The sequence below is a fragment of the Pseudoalteromonas piscicida genome (genome assembly GCF_002744175.1).
GTDB classification, from domain to species: domain Bacteria; phylum Pseudomonadota; class Gammaproteobacteria; order Enterobacterales; family Alteromonadaceae; genus Pseudoalteromonas; species Pseudoalteromonas piscicida_B.
Window position 1 is genome coordinate 1 of record NZ_NKHF01000014.1, and the last position, 23,270, is coordinate 23,270.

A 23,270-nucleotide genomic window follows, 5' to 3' on the forward strand; every position below is an offset into this window, starting at 1 on the left:
AGTTACAAGGTGTTAAAGCCTGTTTACAAAGTGCGATCCCACCGTAGCCTCTAGGTGTAGTTCGCTGTACACTTACTTATAATCTGAATTCGGGGTGTCCAAAAATGTTGGATCAGATCAGTTTACTCACTACCCTCCCCGCTCTCCATTGAGGCGCTGTCAATATAGAGAGAAAGCCAGCTAGAGTATTGAGACACTTCTACAAATAACTCTTTACTAATTGCAGGGTAATCATTGCCGATAAATTGACTAGCTGCTTTTTTTTCTGCAAATAAAACCACAGCAAGGGATGCATATTTTTCGTTTAGATTATATCTATTGATCGTTGCTATAATTTGATCCGGGTTACAATCGTATTGACTACCATAATCTTTTTTAGCAAAAAAGGTAGATTTTTACAATAATTTTTAATAACCCTTTTCCTAAGCATCCTACTTATCATACTTCCCTCACTTAATAAGATTAAAACCTTGAGGAATGGATTTTTCATAATTTTCATCCCAAGGTACAATCAGACTAATTAGGCTAACGCTTAAATAAACTTTAGCACTAACTTTATCATCTACACTGAAAACTTCAATTTTATTCATATTATCCCAAACCAACAATAGAGGTGGCTGTTTCCTGTAGCATATGTAATGCAAATATAAACCTTCTTTACTCGCACCAATGTACAAGGGTTGGTTTATCTCATCTATAAACCCAATCCCAAACTTTAAGTCTATTGAACAAACATCACTACTAATGACGCCTTCCGTCATTAGTAGTTTATCAACACCAACTCGCCTAACTTTTATTCCACCTTTTTTTCTCCCAAGGATGAAAAAAGAAAGAAGAAAAATAAATATAGACACTAAAGCTGAATTTAATAATAAGTAAAAAAAGACACCTAAAAGTGCACTTTTTAGAAGTATAATCAGAATATTTTTAATTGAATTACTTCTAAGCTCTTGTAGATTCATAATTATTACTTACCTCTTTTTTCCATTTATGACTTATGGAAATTTCATATTTACCAGGATTATCAATTCTTCTTCCATCAAGTTTTCCATTATTGTTAATGCCCTGGGGATATGCAAACTGAATCATCACTTCAAATATCAAAGCTTTAACCTCGCCTTTAATCTCATTAGGTAAAGTACTATAGACCCCATAAAGAGGTACTCCTGCTTCTATAATAATGCCTCCACCGATGACTGAGGCAGAATAAATTGCAGGTAGTTCTTGACTGAGAAGAAAGTTTTTTCTTAATTCCAAATACCCTTTATTTATCAAGTCTCCCGCCTGCATACATTCCTTATCACAATTGATAGTAGCTTTAGTATTGAGCTTGTTCCCGTTTACATCAACATACTCATCAATTATTTCTGTGTACTCTGCAGGAAAAGGAATTTCATTCATCCCCTCAGAACAGCCTCCAGCTCCGGCTTCGTCTTGTCGGTTAGCACACATGCCTGTAGGGTAAATATATTTATATGGATTATTATTGCCATAGGCATAACGGTTAAAACTATGGATCCCTCTGAAAGGCAAAGGATCATTCAAGTAAAACCGCCCGATCACTGGATCATAGTATCGTGCCTGCATATAAATTAGTACGAAATATAATACACAAAAATCATATCAATGATTCAAAGAGCAAATTTAAATAAGACCTTATAAATCAAACACTTCCAACCGACTTACTATCTGAGGTATAGTGTCCACTTATGGTGATGACAATTGAGTTATTACGCAAAAAATCATCACCAGCACCACGATGCTTGGAGGAGTGACGGCTTTAATAGGCGTCTTTTTACTGCTGAGAGGATAAAATAAGAGGCTCACGACTTTTTGTTACTTTTAGGTTAATATAATAAGATGTGTGATTAACCTTACAGATTATGCTTAGATTCTCTTTCGTTGCGCTGTTACTGTGTTTTGCGCTTTCGACTCAAGCTTCAAGCTGCAGTCAACACAATAGCGCTAGCCTTACTAGTAGCATATTATCTTGTAAACGGTTACTCGAAACTCAAGATCAAAACAGCATTGAGGCGTTTAACACATACCTAAAACTTGTCGCACTTTATCGTCAAGCTGGCGATATCAAGCTTGGCAATCAAATATTGGAAGAGTTGATGGCATGGAGTTTAACCACACTCCAACGCTTTCAGGTGTTAAGACAAAGTGGTATTAATCATTACCGTCAGCGCAATTATATTCAAGCACTAGAGAAGTTCCATGAAGCACAAACCCTTGCGGCTAAGCTGCAACAAAACGAACTTCTAGGTAAATCGGCCAATGATTTAGCTAATGCTTATCAGGCACTCGGAGATTTGGACACTGCCCTTACTTTATTTTTAGAAAGCTACCAAATAGCGAAAGCAACAAATGACGTGCAGAGACAAGCGATCACGCTTAACAATTTAGGGAATGTGTCGAGGGATATTAATCAGCTAGATGATGCCATTCTCTCGTTTCGTCAAGCTCATTCGCTCCACCAGCAAGCCGGCGACCAAACCAAAGCGAGCCACACCCGGCTAAGTATCGCGGAAGTATTTTACAAAAAGCGTGACCATAAAAAAGCAACTGAAATCATAGAAGATTTACTCCAAACTTTAACACAAGGTGGCGCTTATACCCAATTGTCTCGAGCCTATTTGTTATTAGCCGAAATTGCCATTGCTCAAAATGAGATAACTCAGGCGCAACAGTGGCTTGACTCACTAAAGCGTACTAGGCAACTGATCCAACACGGCAAAGTTGATCAGCGAGGATTACTTATTGAAGCCAAACTCAAGCAGCTCAAGGGCGACAATCTCGCCGCACAAGCATTACTAAAACAGGGACTTGAAGCGCATAATCAGCAAAATAGCCAGCTTACCGAGTTATTTTACATTGCCCTATTACAGTCCCAACTACAAACACATGCTTATAAAGAAGCAGTAGAGACTGCACAGCGTTACAATGACATGCTTAAAAGTAGCCGCGTACAAAGTGAAAACCTATATCAATTTCGACTACAAAGAGCCAATATTTTGGCTGCACCTAAGCGCCAAGCAGAGACAAGCATGTTGTCTCATGTAATCGTCGGGTTTACCGCATTTTTAGCAGGTGTTTTGGTTACTTACTGCTCTATTCGCTATGCTGCCCACACCGGCACTCATCAATTGCACGGTAAACATATAAGTATTGACGAACAGGCCACTAGACAATTGATGGTTGAAGTCATGACGCTTACTTTGACACTTTGGGAGCAAAGTAGTGGCAAAACTCGCGTCGAATTGGCTGAGGAAAGCAAAGCGTGGAAAGTGAATATTGACGATGGACGCTTACGAGTGCGTACTCTTGAACGCTATCTTAATATCAAAACTCTGCCCAAAAAGCCGCGTATTCGAAATATTGTTACCACGGCACAGTATGTACTCACTCAATGCCAAGACACTCATTTTGATACCAAGCCTCTTTCGCAAAAGGTTACACAGCTAGAGCAAATTTTAGCGAATACTAGCGCATCTTGATGCCAAAAAAGGAGCGGTTGCCCCTTTTGGTGATAGATTAGCAAACGACTAGTTAACCGTGGCGGTCTCACATAAATAACATGCCAAAGTCACGCCCATTCCTGCTTCATATTCTTGGTGATGACGATCTCCTTTGAATTCAAAAGGCCCTTCGAAACGTGGATACACTGTCATATCAGGCTTTAAGCTATTACTAAAGCCTTTCATATTTTGATGTAGAGAGTGACACATTTTATTGCCCATATCATAAGCAAGTCGCCAATCATCAAACTGGCCACAATCTAGTTGTGGTGTAATGCGACCAGACATACTCTGTTTAGAGCGGGTACAAACGTTACTTCCTTCACTGTGTAAATATTTAAAAGTCCCAGCAGTTAATGTCATTTTACCTAACAAAATTGTTTGCCTTTTGGGACATTTAGCACCATCTGCAACTTCAAGCTGCGCTATCATTTCTGGGCTATGGGCCTGTACAAAGCTCGCAATCAAAGTCGCACTCAATACTATTACTCGTCTCATAACTGTCTCCTTATTGGTTATGACACCGTTATTCGATTACGAATGTACTCACGTAGAAACTCCAATAACGGCGATAGCAAAATCCTGCCTCAAGCAAACCTTGATTGCAGTAAAAGTCACGGGGCAATTGGGTAAATTTGGGTAAAAAAAGATGCAATCCTTTGATATTTATATTTTTATTTATTACATCTCGATAGCAAACGTAGCTTAATTCAATGCAGCCATTAAACACCAGCGGTTTTACCCAAGTTGACCCTAGCTGGCCCAACAACCTCCTATTCAATCGCTGAAAAAACTTCCAACATCATAAGGCAAGTTAACAATGCATGAGGCATGTTGACCCACCACAACGATGAAGGAATAGAAAAAATGAAACAAAGAAATTTCAGCCCAAAGTTAGTCAGCCTAGTTACTAGCACTTTGTTACTGGCTAGTGTTTCGCTGCAAGCCGCAGAAGAATATGGAGAAATGGCCCCCTCTCAAGTGAGTCCACAAGCGTGGCAAGCCATTTCAAACTGGTCTCAAGACCGTGTTTCCTTGCTTGAATATATCTCCGATAACAATGAAGAATATGAACTAGACCGCTACGTCGATAGCTTGATCCGCGATTATCGAGATGCACAGATGCTAAGCCAAGCAAAAGCATTGGATCAAAACGTGTTATCAGCTTGGGAAAATGCCTTTCCCGAGCAAGTGCCTGAAGATAACTTTCTCTTTACTCAATATCTCATTCAATTTAAACCGACGGTATTCGAAAAATGGACGCAACAGTATAAAGCGCCAACGCTCAATCAATATCTGGCCCAACACGCGCCAACGTTATATACAACTTGGTATGAGGAATTCGCGGCTCCCAAACATAAGGGGCTCTCTGTGCTCGAATATGATAAAGCATTACCCGTGGAGGTTTATGCCGAACTCAAAGAGTTACTCCTTAAAAAACCAATTTTTGGAGCAAAGTCTTTGTGTGCATGCCAGATGATTACGCCTACTACAAGTAGCGGTGAAGTAGTAACTAACTATCCATCAACACCGTCAGCGACCAGCCGTTCGACCAGTGACAGTAGTGGTCTTTCGAAACATTTCGCATACGTCAATATGACGGCATATGGCGCCTTCCATTCTGCCAAAGGTAAAAGGTGGTCAAAACACAAAGCACACAACTTTGATGAAAATTCGGAGCATAACTCAACTGAGCTTTACGCAAAAATGCTATGTACCGATACCAGCGGCTTTGCATGTAATCAAAGCAACGCATGCTCTGGTAATTTAGAAGTCAGAGGTGTTTATTCAGCCAAATACCATGTCACAGGTGAAGCAAAAAAAATCTGGTCTAAAGGCACCAACTCTCATGCCACAGACGGTGCCAAATTTGCTGTCGACTTACCTGGTGCAGCCCCAGAAGTTATTCTATTCAATAAAGCCGGGGGAACCGCCATGGGGTATAACACTACTTGGAACTTAAACTCGACTATTGGGGTTATCAAGGCCGCCCTAGGGATCACTTCTGCAATTGTGAATGGTAACCCTGGCAGTTTGCTCGATGGGCAACTGGCAGATGACCTTATTACGAACCTTGCCGGGATGATCACCCGCTCAGGTAACCAAGCGCACGTCAGCACCACCATGCGGGCACGCTTTGACTCATCTGATGTCAGCCCCTTTTTATTACAACCTAACGAAGTCTACCATTTTACATTGGACTCAAAAGGCCGTGTACAAGCCCGAGGCTATGGTGGCTATTCAGACAGTCATTACGAATACGGTAGTTCTGGAGCAGTGATGTATGCGGCAAATCACTTTACCTGCGGTAGCAATGTGAATGCTCCAGCACCAACAGGATTATGGTTTTATTCGTCACAGTCCGGACCCGATAGCAATACTTCACTACGTAGCGACGTTGAAAACTGGCTCTCTGTGCAGCTCAACAAACCCATCAATGCGAGCCAACATCAAGGCATTATTCACTAGGTTTTTATTAAGGGTGGCTATACGCTGCCCTACTCCAATAAGGAAAGATTATGAATAAATTCATCGCCACCACACTTACCTGCTGGGCTTTGTCTTTGAATATTAGCGCCTATGCTGAGTCTGAGCACTACGATACATCAACCCTACCGCTATTATTTCATGCAGGACAACAAGGTTATCAAGCTCTTTCACCTTGGTATTCTTTCCAATATCAGGATCAACAGATAACCTTACAAACATGCGCGGAGGAGGCCTGCAAACAAACGTTGCAATTTCGCCAATTAGAGCAAACTTCACCATTTGATAGCGAGACGTATGAGCCCAGCTATCAAGGTGAAGCCGGAAACATGAAAAAGTTAGAGAGTTACTCTCAACTGCAGCTCGGTTATCTAAAAGACAACAAACTTTATGCCAGCGGCAATCAACGACGCTTGCTGTTCACGTTACAACTCGCGTCGGGCCAAGCTGAGTTACCCTTTGCTTTTGATGATAACTATGACGAATCTCTAACAAAAGATAAGTCATCTCTTACTCGAAGTTCAGCCTACTGCGCCAAAGCGTGTAATACCACTTGGCAAGCATTTAGCGTGGATAAATCTGGTCAATATAGTCCGGCTATTTTTGTTCGAGATGAAACAGGAAATTGGCTTATTCAAAGTACTCGCGACGCCATTCGCATTGAACTTACCACCTTAATCGGGCAATATCAGCCGCCGGCGCTGCGTCATCACCACAATGACACTACACAGTCTAGCTATCCGATGAGTGACGATAGCTTAATCGTCACTCGCCAAGCTGATAGCGTATCTCGCCATATACTTAACCAAACTCAGGTTGTTGGCCTGAGTGATAAGCATTGGTTGCTGCTTCAAAATACCGACCTCACCCTCACGGATACCCGCTCAAATATTCAAGCCAAGCTTCCAATCGCACAGCTTGAGCTATCACGCTTACTGGCAAGCTACCTTGATAACGATCGCTTATATTTATTGGGGTTATCACCAAGAGACGCTGTGATTAAACCATCGCAGCAAACGATTATGACGCAGTATCCAAAGCTTCATGAAGACGCCCTCGTTGCGACCTCTCTACTAGAACTAGATTTAGGGCTACAGGTTATTTCGGCCACAACGGTATTTATTCCTGACACTGAATTTGCTGATATTCGCATCACTCGCAATGCTTGGGGAATACAGGTTAGCTCCGGTGAAGTTTCAACCCGTTCTACAACCCATACATATGAAAGCAACCAATCGGCATCGGCAATGTCGGGCTGCCCAATGATAGCCAATGGCTATGGTTATGGCCTGCTATGCTGGAAGGCCTTAAATAACCCAACACTCACCTATACGCCCAATACCGCCAGCACAATGGTCCCAACGACGGTGGTTGATGACACTACACCAAATCTAATGAATCAATTAGAAGACAATCAATATGGGATCATTTTTAAAAATGGGGCAACGCCAACCGATCCGGGTGGAGTGTGGACTCATCCAGATAATGTTGCCACCAGTAAGGAAGATTTAGGGCTAGCTGTGGCCATGTATCATTATCGCTGGGGCTCACCTGTCGCGGCGAATATCGTCTACCCATCAGGAAGCCCCGCACATCCTGTGATGTTTAGAAAGGTTGAGTATCAAGCGGCGAATAGCAGTAATTTGCCACATAATGTTTGTAATCATTTTGCTGCCAGTTCAGGGTATCCAGAATATCAAGCGGCTGATGCTTGTATGACACAACCAGGTTTTGGCCTATTTAGCCTCGAAGATCTTACTTTCGACCGTTGGCAAGGAGGGAACTATTATCCAAATCAAACCGTCAGTGGGCAGGATAATTCGTGGTTTCCTTGGTATACCAACTTTGTTGGCGATCCACCGGTAACAGAAATCTTTGCACAAACAGCGAGTGCAGAAATGGTTGCACGATTGCAATTTAATCTAGCGCAGTTCGGTAAAATCAACCAAGACACCTATGTTAACGGTACACGTTATAGTCAAGACACAGTCACAGGCTTCTACCGCTGCAAACATCAATGAACGATGGAATAAGTATATTCGTATTCAATACTCGCAAATTGTTAACAATGCATTAAACTTCATTCTACTGTTAAAAAAAGGAATGAAGTTATGCGCGTTATTATCGCCTTCGCTACGCTCAATTTAATTGCCTGCAGTAGCACATTTGCCGTGCAGCAAGTGAACACCAAAGTGCTGGGCGCTTACACTATGTTTGCGCCCTCCACGACCGAAGCGCCGAATATATACGCTCGAGTGGTCATTGAAGGTGTGCTCACTGATGTTAGCCAATGCCCTTCTCTAACCTTTGGCAAAACCACAATACCAATGAAACTTAGGGATCAACGTCCCAACCCGAAACACTTTCCGGTCACGGTATGTGAAGCGAAAATTAAGCCTAACACCGCGTACACCATCAGTGATAGCACTTTTACACTCGCTCCTGTGACCTTAAACCCAGAACAAGTAGCGGTTTTTGGCGATACAGGCTGTAAATCATCAGTGTGCGAAAATAACACTGCCGCCGAGCCGTTTAAAACCCTTGCAGAGCAAGGGGCAAAACAACAACCACAATTGTTGCTCCATATGGGGGATTTCAACTATCGAGGTACAGGAGGTGCGATTTCCGGTGATACCTATGCTTATGACGCAGGCGATGGCGGATACGGTGGTGCTAGCTGCGGTCTCAACGACACCTACTACAGCCAAAACGCGATAAATAGCCCAAAGCCAGATACATGGGCCAACTGGCAAGCCGACTTTTTTGCCGCAACAAGTCAGCTTTCAGCAACAGCACCGTGGATTTTTGCACGGGGCAATCATGAACTTTGTAGCCGCGCAGGAATTGGCTGGTTTTACTTTTTTGGCCCAGGAGCCAACCTTCCTGATGCCATTGAGCAACAGAAATGCCCTGCACAGGGGGATTATAATCAACCACCAAAATCGGCAAGCGCCCATATCATAGTGCAAAACTCCTATACCATTAATCTCAAGCCACTCAGTATTTGGGTAATGGATAGCGCGAATGCCTGTGATGCCAGTGCTGAGAATGGCCTAACTAAAGTCTACCAACAGCAGTATCAACGACTCAATGTCAGAAGCGAACTACTCAAAGCCAAACCCATGTGGATTATGAGCCACAGACCAATTTGGGGCGTTGAAGACCCGACAACCAAAGACACACTAAATGTGATGTTGCAAACCGCGCTGAAGAACACCAGACAAGGTAAATTACCTGAACACGTGACTTTTTCACTCGCAGGACATATGCATATTTATCAATCTTCAACCTTTGCGACAAGCACCGAGCGCCCCCCACAAATCGTTGTTGGCAATAGCGGCGTCAGTCTCAGTGATACCAATTCCTTTAGCGAATTTGACTATACACTTGATAGCCAAGACGCAATCGTTAATGAGCAAGGTAAGTTTGGCTTTTTATCAATTAAGCTTGGTAAAGATGGCGCGTGGCAAGGAGAATTTTTGGATGAAAATGGTGCTGAATTTTTAACCTGCAGCAGCGAAACCACAGATAACCAAGCGGTATGTCGCGCGAAGTAGAGACAATCGGTAATATAAGAATAGCTTACAACCCAGTTTCAGGCACTGGTCAATAATTAAAAGTTATGAATTAAACAAGGGGCGGTCACGCCCCAATATACACTTTAGTGTAATCAAAGCTGAATGTTATGCTCTAACGTTACTTCACAAGGTGCTGTATTCGAGTTAAAACCTGATTGGATGAATAGACGATCGCCTTTTTTCAAGTTTAATAGAATATCTCTTGTTGTATGATAACGACGCTTAGCGGTTTGATCATCAAAGTTGGTTGAATTATCGCGATTTACATCATAGTTAATGTTACAGCCGCCTTGTGCACCATTATTCGTTACCCACTTTAGGATAACTGAATAGTTCGATACCTTGTAGCTGAATTTAGCTGCTTGATCCTGTGAGAACCCATCGGTCACGTCAACATAAGTCCAGCGTGCTTGAGGTACGCCAGGTCTAGGTTGTTCGGTGATACTCACACCAAGATCTGCTGCCGATGAGCCAAAAGAGATAGCACTAAGTGCCATAGATAATGCCAAGATTGCTTTTTTCATAAATTTTCCTTTTATTTAAAATTGCCAATCATTAAATTGGGTACAGAAATGTAACTCAACATCGCAATAATGTAAACAACAAAATTAAAAATAAAACCTTTAACAAACACAATCGATTAAAGATTAACTTATATCACATTAAATATATCTTTAGCATGAAGGAACCTACACCTGTATGTGGGTAGAATGGCTTATCTTAGATAGACAATTTCACTCGATGTTATTTTGGTATGATTTTGGTTACCAACCATCAAACGCCCGGGCAGCTGTATGCGACGTAAAACACACGCCATACAAATTATTGAACTGTATTGTTTCGGCTTAGATATAAGCTGGATTACTAGAATTACCCTTGCTTGTATAGAGACTAAATGAAGGTTGTAAAAATTCACATTGTGGGGTCTATAACATTTTAAGGTTGCGGCTCAAACCCTAGCTTAGTCTCTACATAAAGGTAATAGATGCAGGCACTTACCGTAAAGCGTGGCCCACCAGCCACGCCTAGTTAGTTTACAATCTACTAAAAATCATAGCTGAAACTTAAGCTGTAATTTCTCGGCGCGCCATAACGATACTGATCAAAGAAGCCAATTTGGCTGTAGTACTTTTCATCGAAAAGGTTTTCTACGTTGAGCTGTAGCGCCATATTGTCTGCCAGAGCATAGCTTGCCATCAAGCTAACCAGTGCATAGGCATCTTGTTCTAGCCTATCATTACCCGTTACCGAATAGGTATCGTTTTGCCAATTTACACCACCACCAATTGTCAACTCGGGTAAAGCATTCACAAATTGGTAAGTGGTATACAACTTAAATTGCTTTCTTGGGTTATCCGTATTCACTTCAACGCCGTTGGCATCTTCTGCTTTGTATTGTGAATAACCCAAATGCACATCAAAACCGTCAGTTAACTGACCCACCACTTCAAATTCGAAGCCTTTACTCGTTGTGCCTTCAGCAGCATATTGCGCGACTGTATTTACCGAACCTGGAACTATGTATCCAACATCATCTTGAGCTAGGTTATCTTGTTCGATTTGGAAAATCGCCAATGTGGTTTGCAGCATGTCGTCTAGATAGGTGCTTTTTAGACCCACTTCGTATGATTTTCCTTTGATTGGGTCAAGGAAATCACCATTACGGTCTTGGGCATTTTGCGGCTGGAATATTTCAGTATAACTTGCATACACTCGCTGCGTTGTCGACAAGTCGTACAGGGCGCCAGCGTAAGGTATAAATACGCCATTGTCGCCAAAATCAGTGATGACACCATAGCTTTCGCCTTCGCGTTGCCAGCTCGACAAACGACCACCCGCTATCACTTTAAGCTCATCGCTAAGATTAAGCCTTGTTGCAGCGTAAAGCCCGGTTTGCTCGGTATCCATATCTTGAGCAACTGAGGTTTCTGTGCCCCACGTCGGCTCAGGAAAATTCCCATCCCACTCGTAAAAATTGCCAACTGGCAAAAAGGCATTATCGAGCGCAGCGAAAGTGAGGGTATCGGCGCTTTGCTCACTGTAAAGCGCGCCAGTTACAAAATCATGCTCACGACCAGCGAGTTGATAAAAACCTTTAAGCTGGATATCAACGCTGTCTTGGTTACTTTCACCTGTACTTTTATAGGGCCAAGACGCTAAGCCCTCACCTGTTGTTTTGTCTAATTGACCATGAAGGTATAAAAGCTCTGTGTCTTGCTCGTATTTCAGCTTGTTGTAATTGGCGACTAGTTCCCAGCCATTCGCAAAGTTATGGCTAAAGTTCACAAAAGCATTGGTGCCAGTAGTTTGCCACTCAGTCCAATTTGCAGCGGTGGTTTTTTCGACTTCCCAGTCTGTTTTACTTCCATCGGTAAAGAAAGTAGGTAATGCCCCCCAGGTTGGACTGGTAGGATCGTTACGCTGATAGCTAGCACCAACACGAACCGTCGAATGCGTGCTTAAATCCGTTTCTAGCACTCCATAAAGCACAGTACTTTCGTCAGAGAAGAGATCTAAATATGAGTCACCTTCTTCATACTTCGCCACCACGCGTCCACGCACACTGCCATCGTTAGTTAATCCATTGGCAACGTCCACCATCACTTCTTTATTGTTCCAGCTCCCCAAAGAGACGCTAGCAAAACCTGTGAGGTCGGTGCTATTTGCATGTTTGCGTACTAGGTTAATTGAAGCTGAAGGATCGCCCGCGCCGGTTAATAACCCCGTTGCACCACGCACAAACTCCACGCGCTCGTATATCGCAACATCCGCGATGGTTTCACCTGAATCACCCGCCAAACTCCATGACAAAGGAACGCCGTCAATTTGATAGTTGGTAATGTCAAAGCCACGTGACTGCAACGTATTACGAACATTATCAACTTCTTTCGCTGACACCCCAATCGCATTTAACACGGTATCGGTTAATGTATCGAGCTTTTGCTCTTTGATCCGTGCCGCGGTAATAACACTAACAGATTGCGGCGTCTCAAGAAGTGATAACCCTAAGCCAGTTGCGGTGTCTATCACTTCATTAACGGTGTATTTTCCCGTCACGACTATTTTTTCAATTTTTTCATTATCTTGCTGTGCTGCTTGCACCTGTAGTGCTGACGTGCCGAGCGCTGCCATAACAGCAAATGAGAGCGTTTTGAGAGGCAGAGTGTTCACTGGGTTTATCCTAATATTGTAAAAATTGAAACTATAGTAATGCAGATGATAACCATTAGCAATAACATTTAGGTGAATTACAACCAGTTTCAAACCCGACTTAAGGAACACCCAAAAAAACAGTAACCATATAATTTAAAACAACTTTCCCATAAAAGAAACAAGTGAGATAAACCGCTAAACGAATAAAACATGCCATTTAACGCACATTCAAATGAATATAATTGCCATTTACACTTTTGAAAAGATATACTTTATTTACATTTTTGCGCAAATACTTCCTCAGCTTTAATTTGTCGCCGTCATTCAAAGAACTAGGAACACACAATGGCAAAGAAAATAAGCAACAAGTTTTGGTTTCAGTTGCATGGTTGGTTTTCACTGCCAATATGGCTACTGTTTTGCTTTATTTGTATCACAGGTACCATTTCCGTTTTCAGCCATGAACTTACATGGCTTACCAACCCTGATTCTCGGGCACATAACCCCAGTCAGGTAAGTGAGATGTCAGCAGGCTCCGTATTACGAGCGTTTAAGGATGAGCACCCAAGTGCAGATGTCATGGGGCTCAATGTGAGAGAGCCCTATTTGACCTATGTGGTGATGTTTACCGACGTCGACAAACCCTATGCGCTTGCATACGTAAACCAATACACCGGCGCTGTTCAGGAAATAAATGACGGCAATACGTTTATTAACTTTATGCGTTCATTACATGGCTGGCTGCTATTTCCATGGCAAAACGGCTACAGTGTTGGTTACTATTTGGTGGCGTTTATGTCACTGCTCCTACTGGGCGCGCTGATCACCGGTCTGGTGGTATACAAAAAGTTTTGGTTAGCATTTTTTCAGTTTAAGCTGCGTAAATCGCAAGGAGGCCGTACGCTTGCCGCTGACATCCATAAACTCAGTGGAGTATGGTCGCTTTGGTTTATGGCCGTAATGAGCCTCACCGGGCTGTGGTATTTAACGCAAGCGGTGCTGTGGCATGCTGGTGTTGAACTCGAACATCATCAAACATTAACAGCAGAAGATGTGCCAAGATCTACAGTAAACGCGAACTCAGCAGAAACCAGTGTCGACCTAGCGCTCGCTGAAGTTCAACAGCGATACACTGACTTTCGTCCAAGTTACATCATGCTACCTGAGCATAACCGTGATACGCTCAAAATCAGTGGCGCAAACGACTACGTACTCTATGACGATTACAGCATTAATATTGCCTACAACACTTGGAATGATACTGTCGTTCATCATGCAAACCCTGATTCAATGACAGACTTACAAACGGTTATGCACATCACAGATCCACTGCACTACGGCACCATTGGAGGGATCTGGACCAAAGTCATATGGTTTATTTTTGGCTGTATTTTATCCGGGATGTCAGTTACCGGATTTATCATGTATCAGCTTCGGACCAAACGCGCGCGTAGTCAAGAACGGAGCAATGCAAGACAACTAAAAGCACAACAAGGGTAAATCGCCATGAATGCAGTCAAACGCTTTATACAACACAATAAATATTGGTTAAATGCTCTATTACTGGTGTTGCCAGCTTGGTTTTATTATCAATCACTACATCCAGAATTTCCCGCTCCATTGGCGGAGCAAACACTTGGAAAGTACAGCATTACACCAATGCCTTTTGACGAAAAGCCGCCATACGTCCACGATAACTTATACGTCAAAGACTTCTTATTGCTATTTAATAAAGGCGATGTTGATTCTATGCGCCAAGGCTATCTCAATATCGGCCCCAACGCGATGCCACTTGCACAGCTTGTGGAGCATGAACTCGGGATCCTTCATGGCACAAAGCATGGTCAACACGTACATGCTTTAGCAAAGAAAACATTATCAAAAGACGACAGAGTTTGGCTGACGATAGAAACTTGGCAAGGTGAAGTCATCATCATGAATTGGCCACTGCCAGAGTATTTAATCAAAGAAAGCGCATAGAAAAGGGGCATTTCGCCCCTATTTATCCTGAGTTCAAGTTATTTAAATCACACTTAAGACTCAATAGAAATCAGGATATTATACCAGTTGTATTAAGTAAATGATCTATCTTGAAGCGGGGAAATAGCTTTAGTAGCAAGGCAAAAATTTTGCTATTTAGTTGTTCTAAACGAGAAATTTTTAACGAAGCTAATATGCTATTTCACCCTTCAAATTGATTAGAGAATTAATTCAATTGGTATTAGTACCCCACCGCAGCACTATCTGCACGCCTTGGATCTGAGGAGCCAAATAGACCTTTATCAGTAAGCATGATTGACTGGGTTGAGCCCATCGCATTCTGCTCTGAAAGTGTGTGTCCTTTGTTTTCAAGTAGACGTCGAGTATCCACATTTAAGCTACGTTCAATACGAATTTCATCTGGTAACCATTGGTGGTGAATACGCGGAGCCACAGTTGCTTCAGCGATGTTCAAGCCATGATCAATAACATTCATAATGATTTGCAGCGTGGTGGTGATAATACGTGAGCCACCAGGGCTACCCGTTACCAAAAAGGGTTTACCCTCTTTCATTACAATAGTTGGGGTCATCGAGCTCAGCGGGCGCTTCTTGCCTTCAACGGCGTTAGCTTCTCCACCAACCAAGCCAAAACCGTTTGGTGTGCCGGGCTTTGCCGAGAAATCATCCATTTCGTTGTTAAGTAAAATCCCCGTACCTGCCGCGACAATACCTGAGCCATAGCTAAAGTTTAGGGTGTAAGTGTTACTCACCGCATTGCCCCACTTATCAACCACGGAGTAGTGTGTAGTCTGGTTGCTCTCATAAGGTAATAATTTACCGGGCTTAATCTCGCGACTTGGCGTCGCTTTGTCTGCATTTATTTGTTTACTACGCTGCTTTGCATACTGCTTATCCACCAATGCTTTAACGGGTACGTCGTAGAAATCAGGGTCGCCCAAATATTCACTACGATCAGCATAGGCTCGTTTCATTACTTCAGCCATTAAATGGACGGTAGCCGCGCTATTATGACCAAGCTCACCAATCGGATACTGCTCCAACATATTCAGCATTTCTATGATATGCACACCACCCGATGAAGGGGGCGGCATAGAAACGATGTCATAGCCACGATATGTACCTTTTACCGGCTCACGCTCTACCGCTTTATAGTCTTGTAAATCATCCAGCGACATAATGCCTCCGGCGGCTTCAACCGCAGCGACAATTTTCTTTGCGGTCTCGCCCTGATAAAAGCCCGCACTACCTTTTTCAGCGATCAACGCTAAAGAATGGGCAAGATCTGCTTGCACTAGCAATTCATTTGGTTTGTAGCTGCTACCATCTTCTTTGTAAAACACAGCCTTAGACGCTGGAACACCAAGCATTCGATCTTTAATATAACGATGAGAAAGCGAATTGGCTAAATCAGAGGTCACTTTAATGCCGTTACGAGCCATGTTAATCGCAGGCTGAATTACCTGGCTAAGTTTCATGGTGCCGTATTTTTCGAGTGCCAGCTCCATTCCCATAACCGTTCCGGGAACGCCCACCGCAAGGCCGTGCTGAAGGCTTAGTTTTGGGTTTACTTTACCGTTTTCATCAATAAAGATATCTTTGTGCGCACGACTCGGTGCCATTTCGCGATAATCAATCGCAATGGTTTTATTCTCTTTTGCCAAATGCACCAGCATAAAACCACCGCCACCGATATTTCCCGCCCTCGGTAAAGTCACGGCCAGACTAAAACCAACCGCGACAGCCGCATCAACGGCATTACCCCCTTGCTTTAAAATCTCCACCCCAACTTGGCTGGCAAGTGCCTCTTGGCTCGATACCATTCCATGTTCAGCCCATATTGGCTGTGCCGTGGCTTTAGAGCTAAATATTGGTGACTCATCAGCCTTCGCGGTGTTGCCAAGTGTAAGCCCCACGCACAAAGACACAGAGCACGACCAAACCAGTGCTGTTAATTTACCCATTTTCATTCCATTTTTGGTTATTCTTAGGCCGCAGTGTTGCATGAATAAAAAGACCAAACAATGCTGATGCGTTGGAGTGAATATTCAAATATCGCTCTGGAATTAAACTGGTAGCCTTACTTTAATTAGAACGCTAACCCTAACCCACGCAACTCGCGCTCAGCTTGCTCCGCATTAAAGAACTGAATGCCGTGTAACCCAACCTGCTTTGCACCTTCAATATTCGCTAAAACATCGTCGAGAAAAACACACTCATTTGCAGCAAGTTGGTAGCGCTCCAGTAAGTGAGTAAAAATAGCTTTGCCGGGCTTCATACAGCCAAGTTCAGCAGAAATAATTTCACCATCAAAGTGTTGCCAGAAGGTGTGGCGCGCTTTTAGGTGACTCACAATCTCGTGCACGTTATCGGTTAGGGCATAAGCGCTATATCCAGCTGCCTTTAGTCGCTGCATAAGTGCAAGCGTGCCATAGAGGGGGATCAGTGACTCTTTTACATAGAAGAACAGCTCGTCTGCTTGTTCAGCGGTTAACTGGCAGGTTTGAATAAAAGCTTGCTTAGTCTCAGCTTCGGTTAACTCACCGCGGTTAATCGCAAACCAAATATCACTGTGGAACAATTGCTTTGCTAAACGCTCAACATCGCAATTGTTACCAAAGGTAAGGCGAACTATTTCCTCTGGCGACCACCTGACAAATACGTTACCTATATCAAAAATTACGTGTTTAATATCGCAAATTGCCATCCTTGAACCTCTTGAGTTAGTTTAAACTTAAGCGTTTATTATGCATATTTTGTTCGCTTACGCACGGCTAATTTGTTCAACCACACTGAAATAAAATCAGCTGGTCGCTTGCTGTAAATACTCACTAAAAAAACGCAAAAATGCTTTTACGTGCCGAGGTTGGAACTGCCTTGATGGGTAAATCGCTTGCAATGCCACTTTGTCTGAGTCCGTTGGACTAAATCCCAATGTTTGAGTGGGTAGTAACTCTATCAATCGTCCCGATTTAATATCATTGTGAACATCCAACCAAGACTTGATGGTGATCCCAAGCCCTTGAATTGCCCAACTGCGTAGCACTTCCCCATCTGAGCTTAATAAACTGGTGGGCACCGTTTCAATTGTGGTTGTTTGTGTTGCTTTATCAAGAAAGTACCAGTCGTTTAAGGCCTGTCCTGCTCTTTCCAATATCAAACAGCGGTGTTGCTGTAATGCTTGATAGCTTGTTGGCGTGCCGTAATTTTTTAGGTAACTTGGGGCAGCCACCAGCATGCGGCGATTATTTAACAAAGGTTTTGAAATCAAACTACTGTCATTTAAGTTGCCGTAACGAATGGCGATATCAGTGCCAGACTCAACCAATTTGACTAACCCTTCACCTAAACTTAAGTTCACTATTACTTTGGGATGTAATACTGAAAATTGTGCGACAGCAGGAACCACGTACTGACGGCCAAAGTCTGAGCTTGCAGCAATTTTTAATGTACCTCTCAAATCGGGGTCGGCGTCCTGAAGTAGCGCTTCCGCTGCCGCAACCTCCTCAATAACTCGCACACACCCTTGATAAAACCGCTCACCCGCTTCTGTCAGTTTGATACTTCTGGTGTTTCTAGTCAGTAATCGAGTTTTATAGTGCGACTCTAGGGCATTGATCCTAGTGGTCATACTTGCTGGAGAAAGGCCTAGCACTCGCCCCGCAGCAGCAAGTCCACCGGAACGCACCACTTGAACAAAAAGGGCCATGTCATCTGCTTTGCTTTTCATTATTCACCTTTTGTGAAAAGTAATTTTATATAAAAGCCAATTATCAAATATTAATAAACAAATAGACTGTTCTCAACGCATAAATCGCTCACACCGATAGAGGTAACACACCATGCAGTTAGATCACTTTTTGTTTAGAGCAAAAAATATGGCAAAAATGGCGACCTTTTTTGAACAGGTTCTAAAACTTAAACAAGGTTTGCGCCCACCTTTTCCATTTCCTGGTATTTGGTTCTACGGCGACCAACAGCAACCTTTCATTCATCTCGTTGAGCAATCGCCTCGTACCCAAGCACAAGCTAAGTACTTAAGTGCTGATCAAGACGTGACAATGGGTACCAACAGCATAGATCACATAGCATTTCGTGGTGACGATTATCCTGGGCTAATCGCCCGACTAGAGCACTTTGGCATTCGTTACGTGGAACGGGATGTCCCCGTAAGCAATGAACACCAAGTATTTATCTTCGCCCCTGAGGCGCTAAAGATTGAAGTGCTATTTCCACGCCATATCCATACACCTGTCCAATAAATTAGGAGAATACGATGTCTGACCCATTGCTATTTACACAAAAGAAACTCGGCAATTTAGTGCTGCCAAATCGCATTTTGATGGCCCCAATGACCCGCTCTCGTACCACACAACCGGGCGACATTCCCAATCGACTGATGGCGCAATACTACGCCCAACGAGCTTCAGCAGGGCTCATCATCAGCGAAGCCACGCAAATATCTTGTCAGGGTAAGGGGTATTCTTTTACTCCTGGTATTTATACCGCATCGCAAGTTGCAGGTTGGCAAGAGATAACTCACGCGGTGCACCAAAAAGGTGGCCATATTTTTTGTCAGTTATGGCATGTGGGCCGCATGTCTCATTCTACTTTTCATAAAGATGGCCAACCCGTTGCTCCCTCAGCCATTGCACCCGATGCGCAGGTATGGGTAGTCAATGAAAAAGGGATTGGAGAAATGGTGGACTGCCCCACTCCGCGTGCGCTTGAAACTCAAGAGATCCAGAGCATAGTAGAAGATTATGTGCATGCCGCAGAGAATGCCATTATAGCTGGGTTTGACGGCGTTGAAATTCATGCTGGTAATGGTTATTTACTCGACCAATTCTTGCGACGCAGCTCAAACCAGCGTCACGACCAGTATGGCGGCTCGAAAGAAAATCGTATTCGCTTCGCAGTTGAAGTTATTAGCGCCATTAGTCAAGCCATTGGCCCTGAAAAAGTAGGGATCCGCTTAGCACCATTCATCACTCAACGTGGTATGCATGACGAGGAAGCCATTGATACAATTTTGCTTGCCGCAGAGCATTTTAACCGTTTAGGCATTGCCTATGTACACCTTGCTGAGGCTGATTGGGACGATGCACCAATCGTAACCGATGAGTTTAGGTTAGCACTAAGAAGAAAATTCCACGGCGCAATTATTGTGGCGGGAAACTATCAACCTGAGCAAGCTGAGGCGCTCATCGAACGAGGCTTAGTCGATTTTGTTGCCTTTGGTCGCAAATTTATCTCTAACCCCGATCTGGTCTATCGCTTAAACCACCATTTACCGCTTAGCCCAATTAACCCAGATGCTCCTCTGTTTGGTGGCAGCGAGCAGGGCTACACCGACTATCCAGACTATCAACAACAAAGAGCGGAGAAGCATGCATGAAACCACAAGCATTGAAATTGACTATGGTGGCGATGGCGCTACTTGCTGCAAACACGGTAAGTGCTGCACCAAAATTTACCCTAGAAAGCCCTGACCTTATTGCTGAGCAACCTATTCGACCATTTCAATATTGGGATCAGTTTGGTTGTGATGGACAAAGCACACGCCCAACGCTGGTTTGGTCTAATGCACCGAAGCAAACCAAGAGCTTTGCTGTTACTTTTTACGATCAAGATGCCCCAACGGGTAGTGGATTTTGGCACTGGCAAGTATATAACCTGCCCAAAAGCACCACTAGGCTGGAAGAAACTTTACCTAGCCAAGCTATTGAAGGAAATACAGATTTAGGAAAGCCAGGGTACTTTGGTCCTTGTCCACCCGTTGGCCGCAAACATAAATACACCTTTACCGTGCATGCGTTGGATGTAGATACACTCCCGGTGCCCGCGGGTGCAACAGCGCCACTTACGGGATTTTTTATCCACCAGCATAGCTTGGCACAGGCAACGCTTTCTGTGTATGCCGGTCCAAGAACAGCAGGAGAGTAATCATGTTCAAACTGTTAACTACCACACTCCGAGCGGCACTGGTAACAACGGCAGTGTTTGCAGCCACAACTAACAGTGCTGAAGCAAAGTCTGGTCACTATTGGCCTGACGATGCCCAATTGGTTATCTCTATTTCTATGCAGTTTGAAGCCACAGCTCAAGACCCAAGCGATCCTGGGCCATTTCCGCAGCAAGAAGCGGGCTACCCCGACACCGTCGCTCCAACTTGGTATCAGTATGGCATGAATGAAGGGATCCCAAGATTGCTAAAACTGTGGGACAAGCATAACATCAAAGTGACCTCTCACATGGTAGGAAAAGCCGCAGAATTGAACCCAGAACTTGCCAAAATGGTTGCCCAAAAAGGGCACGAAATTTCAGGTCATGGACAAAGCTGGACACCACAATACTCAATGACACCCGAAGAAGAACGGGCGTCTTATATTCACAGTGCTGACGTGCTTGAAAAGATCACTGGGCAAAGGCCAAAAGGCTTTAACGCTTTTTGGATGCGCCATTCACAGCAGACATTAACTATTTTGCAGTCCCTTGGTTTTGTCTATCATATTGATGATTTGTCTCGGGATGAGCCTTCGTTTACTCCGGTGAACGGTAAACCTTTCGTAGTCGTTCCCTACACCTTTAGAAATAACGACATAGTGCGCTACGGCGGCAGCTCTGCAATGACAGCAAAAGCCTATTTGCAAGAGTTAAAGGACGAGTTTGATGTGCTTTATGAAGAAGGAAAGTCGCAGCGCCGTATGATGTCTATTAGTGCACACGACAGACTCGCAGGTAGCCCAGCTCGGGTAAAAGCACTTGATGACTTTATTCATTATGCTAAATCACATCCAAAGGTTAAGTTTATGCGCAAAATCGACATCGCTAACTGGACCTTAAAGCAGCAAGATGTGCCAACCAACCCAGAACGTGTGTTTTAAAGGTGTTCGGGTATGATTAAGCATGCTTTAATTTTAGCGCTAAGTGTCAGTATGACTACAGCATTAGCAGCACCTAACGAAGAGTTACCCGTGGCGAAAGTTACGCAAATTTGCGACTCAGCACAATGTCAAACGGCCGCAAATGCCGCATTGCAATACGCTGCTTTTTGGCACAGTGGAGATGCTAAGTTTGCGAGAAAGGCGCTAAGTAACACATTTACTGATATGACATTACCAAAGGGTAGAAAGCAAGGCTTAAAAGGCGTGCTAGAAGCCTCATCAGGATTTCGTCGCGCAGTGCCAGACCTGAAAGCAGAAGTCGAGCACTTATTAGTTAGTGGTTCATTTGTTACGGTACGATTACGTTTCTTTGGACACTTCAGCGGCCAGTTTGGTGAGCATCAAGGAGCAGGTCAAGCCATTGATTTTCGAGCCGTCGATGTTTATTACGTTGATGGCGAAAAAATCACTAAAAATTGGCATCTAGAAGACTACCATACGCTCTTTGAACAAATGCAAATTAACGAATAAATAATTATTGTCATAATACCGAGGCTCCAATTTGGAGCCTATTTAACAACATGCTTGTATTTGACATTCCTTTAAATCCGTTGATTGTGTACAGTTTTTATCAACAATCTGTTCTAATACGGTCACTAAATTAGGTATTAGCAAAAGTAGACTTATCGCGGTGCAATCAATAAACCAACTTTCTCAACAGTTCATTTCCCTGTGTAAAGACAAACGTAAACTCTCAGATCACACCTTGAAAGCATATCAAATTGACTTAAAGCAGTTTATGCAAGCGCTTGATGAAAATAAAAAAATTAAAGATATTAGCAAAGTAGACTTATCGCAGTTCCATCAATTTCTGGTTGATTCAGAGCTATCAAACACATCAATAAAACGCAAAATGGCATGTGTAAGGGCTATGTTCCAATGGCTTGAACGTGAGGAGTTCATCGAGCTTAATCCTTTTCATAAATTTCAGCTAGATATCAAGCTACCCAAAAGATTGCCAAGAAACGTACCACACTCAGACTTGAAACGCTTGCTCAAACAAGCCAGAAAAAACTGTAAAAGCTTATTGATAGAGTCATCAAACACATACAGTGTTAGTCAAAAGCGCATGCTAAATGAATTTACTTCACTCATCGCGTTAGAACTTATGATTAGCACAGGGATCCGAGTATCTGAGCTTGCTGGAATTTGTTTAACTGACATCTATATCAACGAAAAGAAGATAAAAATCTTAGGTAAGGGAGCCAGAGAACGATTTGTGTATCTCACAGACCAAGAAATAGCCAAATTACTCAAAAACTATATTGAAAGCCGCGCTATTTGCACACCACATTGTGATCATTTACTGATTAATAGCCGCGGGGAGCCCGCATCAACGCAATTTTTACGCAAACTAATCAAAAAACTTAGTCAACAAGCATACACCCAACTCAAAGTCACTCCACACATGCTAAGGCACAGCGCGGCATGCGAACTACTTGAATCTGGCCTCGACATTCGCTTCGTTCAACGATTACTCGGACACAGTAGTATCTCAACCACGGAAATTTATACCCATGTTACCGATAATGCTCTGCAAAAGAAGATCACTAAAGCCAATGTAAGGAAACGAATTGCTAGTTA

Annotated in this window: 20 protein-coding genes; 12 read left to right on the plus strand and 8 right to left on the minus strand. The window is 43.3% G+C overall.

What is annotated here, in order from left to right:
• Positions 1-449: 449 nt before the first annotated feature.
• Both CEX98_RS03255 and CEX98_RS03260 read right to left on the minus strand, forming a co-directional pair.
• Entirely contained in the window at positions 450-962 is a 513-nt protein-coding gene (locus CEX98_RS03255; RefSeq protein ID WP_099640697.1) for a hypothetical protein, read from the minus strand.
• On the minus strand, positions 943-1,587 hold the full coding sequence (locus tag CEX98_RS03260) for an RHS repeat domain-containing protein (RefSeq protein ID WP_099640698.1): 645 nt from the start codon (positions 1,585-1,587) through the stop codon (positions 943-945). The genes CEX98_RS03255 and CEX98_RS03260 overlap by 20 nt, the downstream gene beginning before the upstream one ends.
• A gap of 296 nt (positions 1,588-1,883) precedes the next feature.
• On the opposite strand from CEX98_RS03260, the gene CEX98_RS03265 reads away from it, so the two are divergent.
• Positions 1,884-3,500 (plus strand): tetratricopeptide repeat protein, encoded by a 1,617-nt coding sequence (locus CEX98_RS03265; RefSeq protein ID WP_099640699.1) that lies wholly within the window; start codon positions 1,884-1,886, stop codon positions 3,498-3,500.
• A 48-nt stretch (positions 3,501-3,548) separates the two neighbouring features.
• On the opposite strand, the gene CEX98_RS03270 is transcribed toward CEX98_RS03265, so the two are convergent.
• Positions 3,549-4,019 (minus strand): hypothetical protein, encoded by a 471-nt coding sequence (locus CEX98_RS03270; RefSeq protein ID WP_099640700.1) that lies wholly within the window; start codon positions 4,017-4,019, stop codon positions 3,549-3,551.
• 369 nt (positions 4,020-4,388) lie between these two features.
• Here CEX98_RS03270 and CEX98_RS03275 point away from each other — a divergent pair, with 369 nt between their 5' ends.
• The 3 genes from CEX98_RS03275 (at position 4,389) to CEX98_RS03285 (ending at position 9,565) form a co-directional block, all read left to right on the plus strand.
• Entirely contained in the window at positions 4,389-5,990 is a 1,602-nt protein-coding gene (locus tag CEX98_RS03275) for a hypothetical protein (protein ID WP_099640701.1), read from the plus strand.
• Between the two features lie 50 nt (positions 5,991-6,040).
• On the plus strand, positions 6,041-8,029 hold the full coding sequence (locus CEX98_RS03280; protein ID WP_099640702.1) for a hypothetical protein: 1,989 nt from the start codon (positions 6,041-6,043) through the stop codon (positions 8,027-8,029).
• A gap of 90 nt (positions 8,030-8,119) precedes the next feature.
• Positions 8,120-9,565 carry a metallophosphoesterase gene (locus CEX98_RS03285; protein ID WP_099640703.1) on the plus strand — a complete coding sequence of 482 codons (1,446 nt, stop codon included), beginning with the start codon at positions 8,120-8,122 and terminating at the stop codon, positions 9,563-9,565.
• A 113-nt stretch (positions 9,566-9,678) separates the two neighbouring features.
• On the opposite strand, the gene CEX98_RS03290 is transcribed toward CEX98_RS03285, so the two are convergent.
• Both CEX98_RS03290 and CEX98_RS03295 read right to left on the minus strand, forming a co-directional pair.
• Positions 9,679-10,110: a hypothetical protein gene (locus CEX98_RS03290; RefSeq protein ID WP_099640704.1), complete on the minus strand. Its 432-nt coding sequence runs from the start codon at positions 10,108-10,110 to the stop codon at positions 9,679-9,681.
• A 520-nt stretch (positions 10,111-10,630) separates the two neighbouring features.
• Complete coding sequence (locus CEX98_RS03295) at positions 10,631-12,757, minus strand: TonB-dependent siderophore receptor (protein WP_099640705.1); 2,127 nt, start codon at positions 12,755-12,757, stop codon at positions 10,631-10,633.
• A 327-nt stretch (positions 12,758-13,084) separates the two neighbouring features.
• Here CEX98_RS03295 and CEX98_RS03300 point away from each other — a divergent pair, with 327 nt between their 5' ends.
• Together CEX98_RS03300 and CEX98_RS03305 are read left to right on the plus strand one after the other, a co-directional pair.
• A complete protein-coding gene (locus tag CEX98_RS03300) occupies positions 13,085-14,239 on the plus strand; it encodes a PepSY-associated TM helix domain-containing protein (RefSeq protein WP_099640706.1) in 1,155 nt (384 codons plus the stop codon).
• 6 nt (positions 14,240-14,245) lie between these two features.
• Complete coding sequence (locus tag CEX98_RS03305) at positions 14,246-14,719, plus strand: hypothetical protein (RefSeq protein WP_099640707.1); 474 nt, start codon at positions 14,246-14,248, stop codon at positions 14,717-14,719.
• 241 nt (positions 14,720-14,960) lie between these two features.
• Here the strand turns inward: CEX98_RS03305 and ggt are convergent, their stop codons facing one another.
• The 3 genes from ggt to CEX98_RS03320 all read right to left on the minus strand — a co-directional run bounded on the left by ggt (position 14,961) and on the right by CEX98_RS03320 (position 18,469).
• Entirely contained in the window at positions 14,961-16,703 is a 1,743-nt protein-coding gene (ggt, locus tag CEX98_RS03310) for a gamma-glutamyltransferase (protein WP_099640708.1), read from the minus strand.
• A gap of 125 nt (positions 16,704-16,828) precedes the next feature.
• Entirely contained in the window at positions 16,829-17,446 is a 618-nt protein-coding gene (locus tag CEX98_RS03315; protein ID WP_099640709.1) for an HAD family hydrolase, read from the minus strand.
• A gap of 96 nt (positions 17,447-17,542) precedes the next feature.
• Entirely contained in the window at positions 17,543-18,469 is a 927-nt protein-coding gene (locus CEX98_RS03320) for a LysR family transcriptional regulator (protein WP_099640710.1), read from the minus strand.
• Positions 18,470-18,581: 112 nt separating this feature from the next.
• Between CEX98_RS03320 and CEX98_RS03325 the strand changes: the two genes are divergently transcribed.
• The 6 genes from CEX98_RS03325 to CEX98_RS03350 all read left to right on the plus strand — a co-directional run.
• Positions 18,582-19,001, plus strand: coding sequence for a VOC family protein (locus CEX98_RS03325; protein ID WP_099640711.1), 420 nt, complete (start codon positions 18,582-18,584; stop codon positions 18,999-19,001).
• A gap of 14 nt (positions 19,002-19,015) precedes the next feature.
• Positions 19,016-20,137, plus strand: coding sequence for an alkene reductase (locus CEX98_RS03330; protein WP_099640712.1), 1,122 nt, complete (start codon positions 19,016-19,018; stop codon positions 20,135-20,137).
• Positions 20,134-20,685 carry a YbhB/YbcL family Raf kinase inhibitor-like protein gene (locus tag CEX98_RS03335; protein ID WP_099640713.1) on the plus strand — a complete coding sequence of 184 codons (552 nt, stop codon included), beginning with the start codon at positions 20,134-20,136 and terminating at the stop codon, positions 20,683-20,685. The genes CEX98_RS03330 and CEX98_RS03335 overlap by 4 nt, the downstream gene beginning before the upstream one ends.
• 2 nt (positions 20,686-20,687) lie before the next feature.
• Positions 20,688-21,626, plus strand: coding sequence for a polysaccharide deacetylase family protein (locus tag CEX98_RS03340; RefSeq protein WP_099640714.1), 939 nt, complete (start codon positions 20,688-20,690; stop codon positions 21,624-21,626).
• Positions 21,627-21,638: 12 nt separating this feature from the next.
• Positions 21,639-22,157 (plus strand): ester cyclase, encoded by a 519-nt coding sequence (locus CEX98_RS03345; protein ID WP_099640715.1) that lies wholly within the window; start codon positions 21,639-21,641, stop codon positions 22,155-22,157.
• A 160-nt stretch (positions 22,158-22,317) separates the two neighbouring features.
• On the plus strand, positions 22,318-23,270 hold a 953-nt coding region (locus CEX98_RS03350), incomplete at its 3' end, for a tyrosine-type recombinase/integrase (protein ID WP_099640716.1).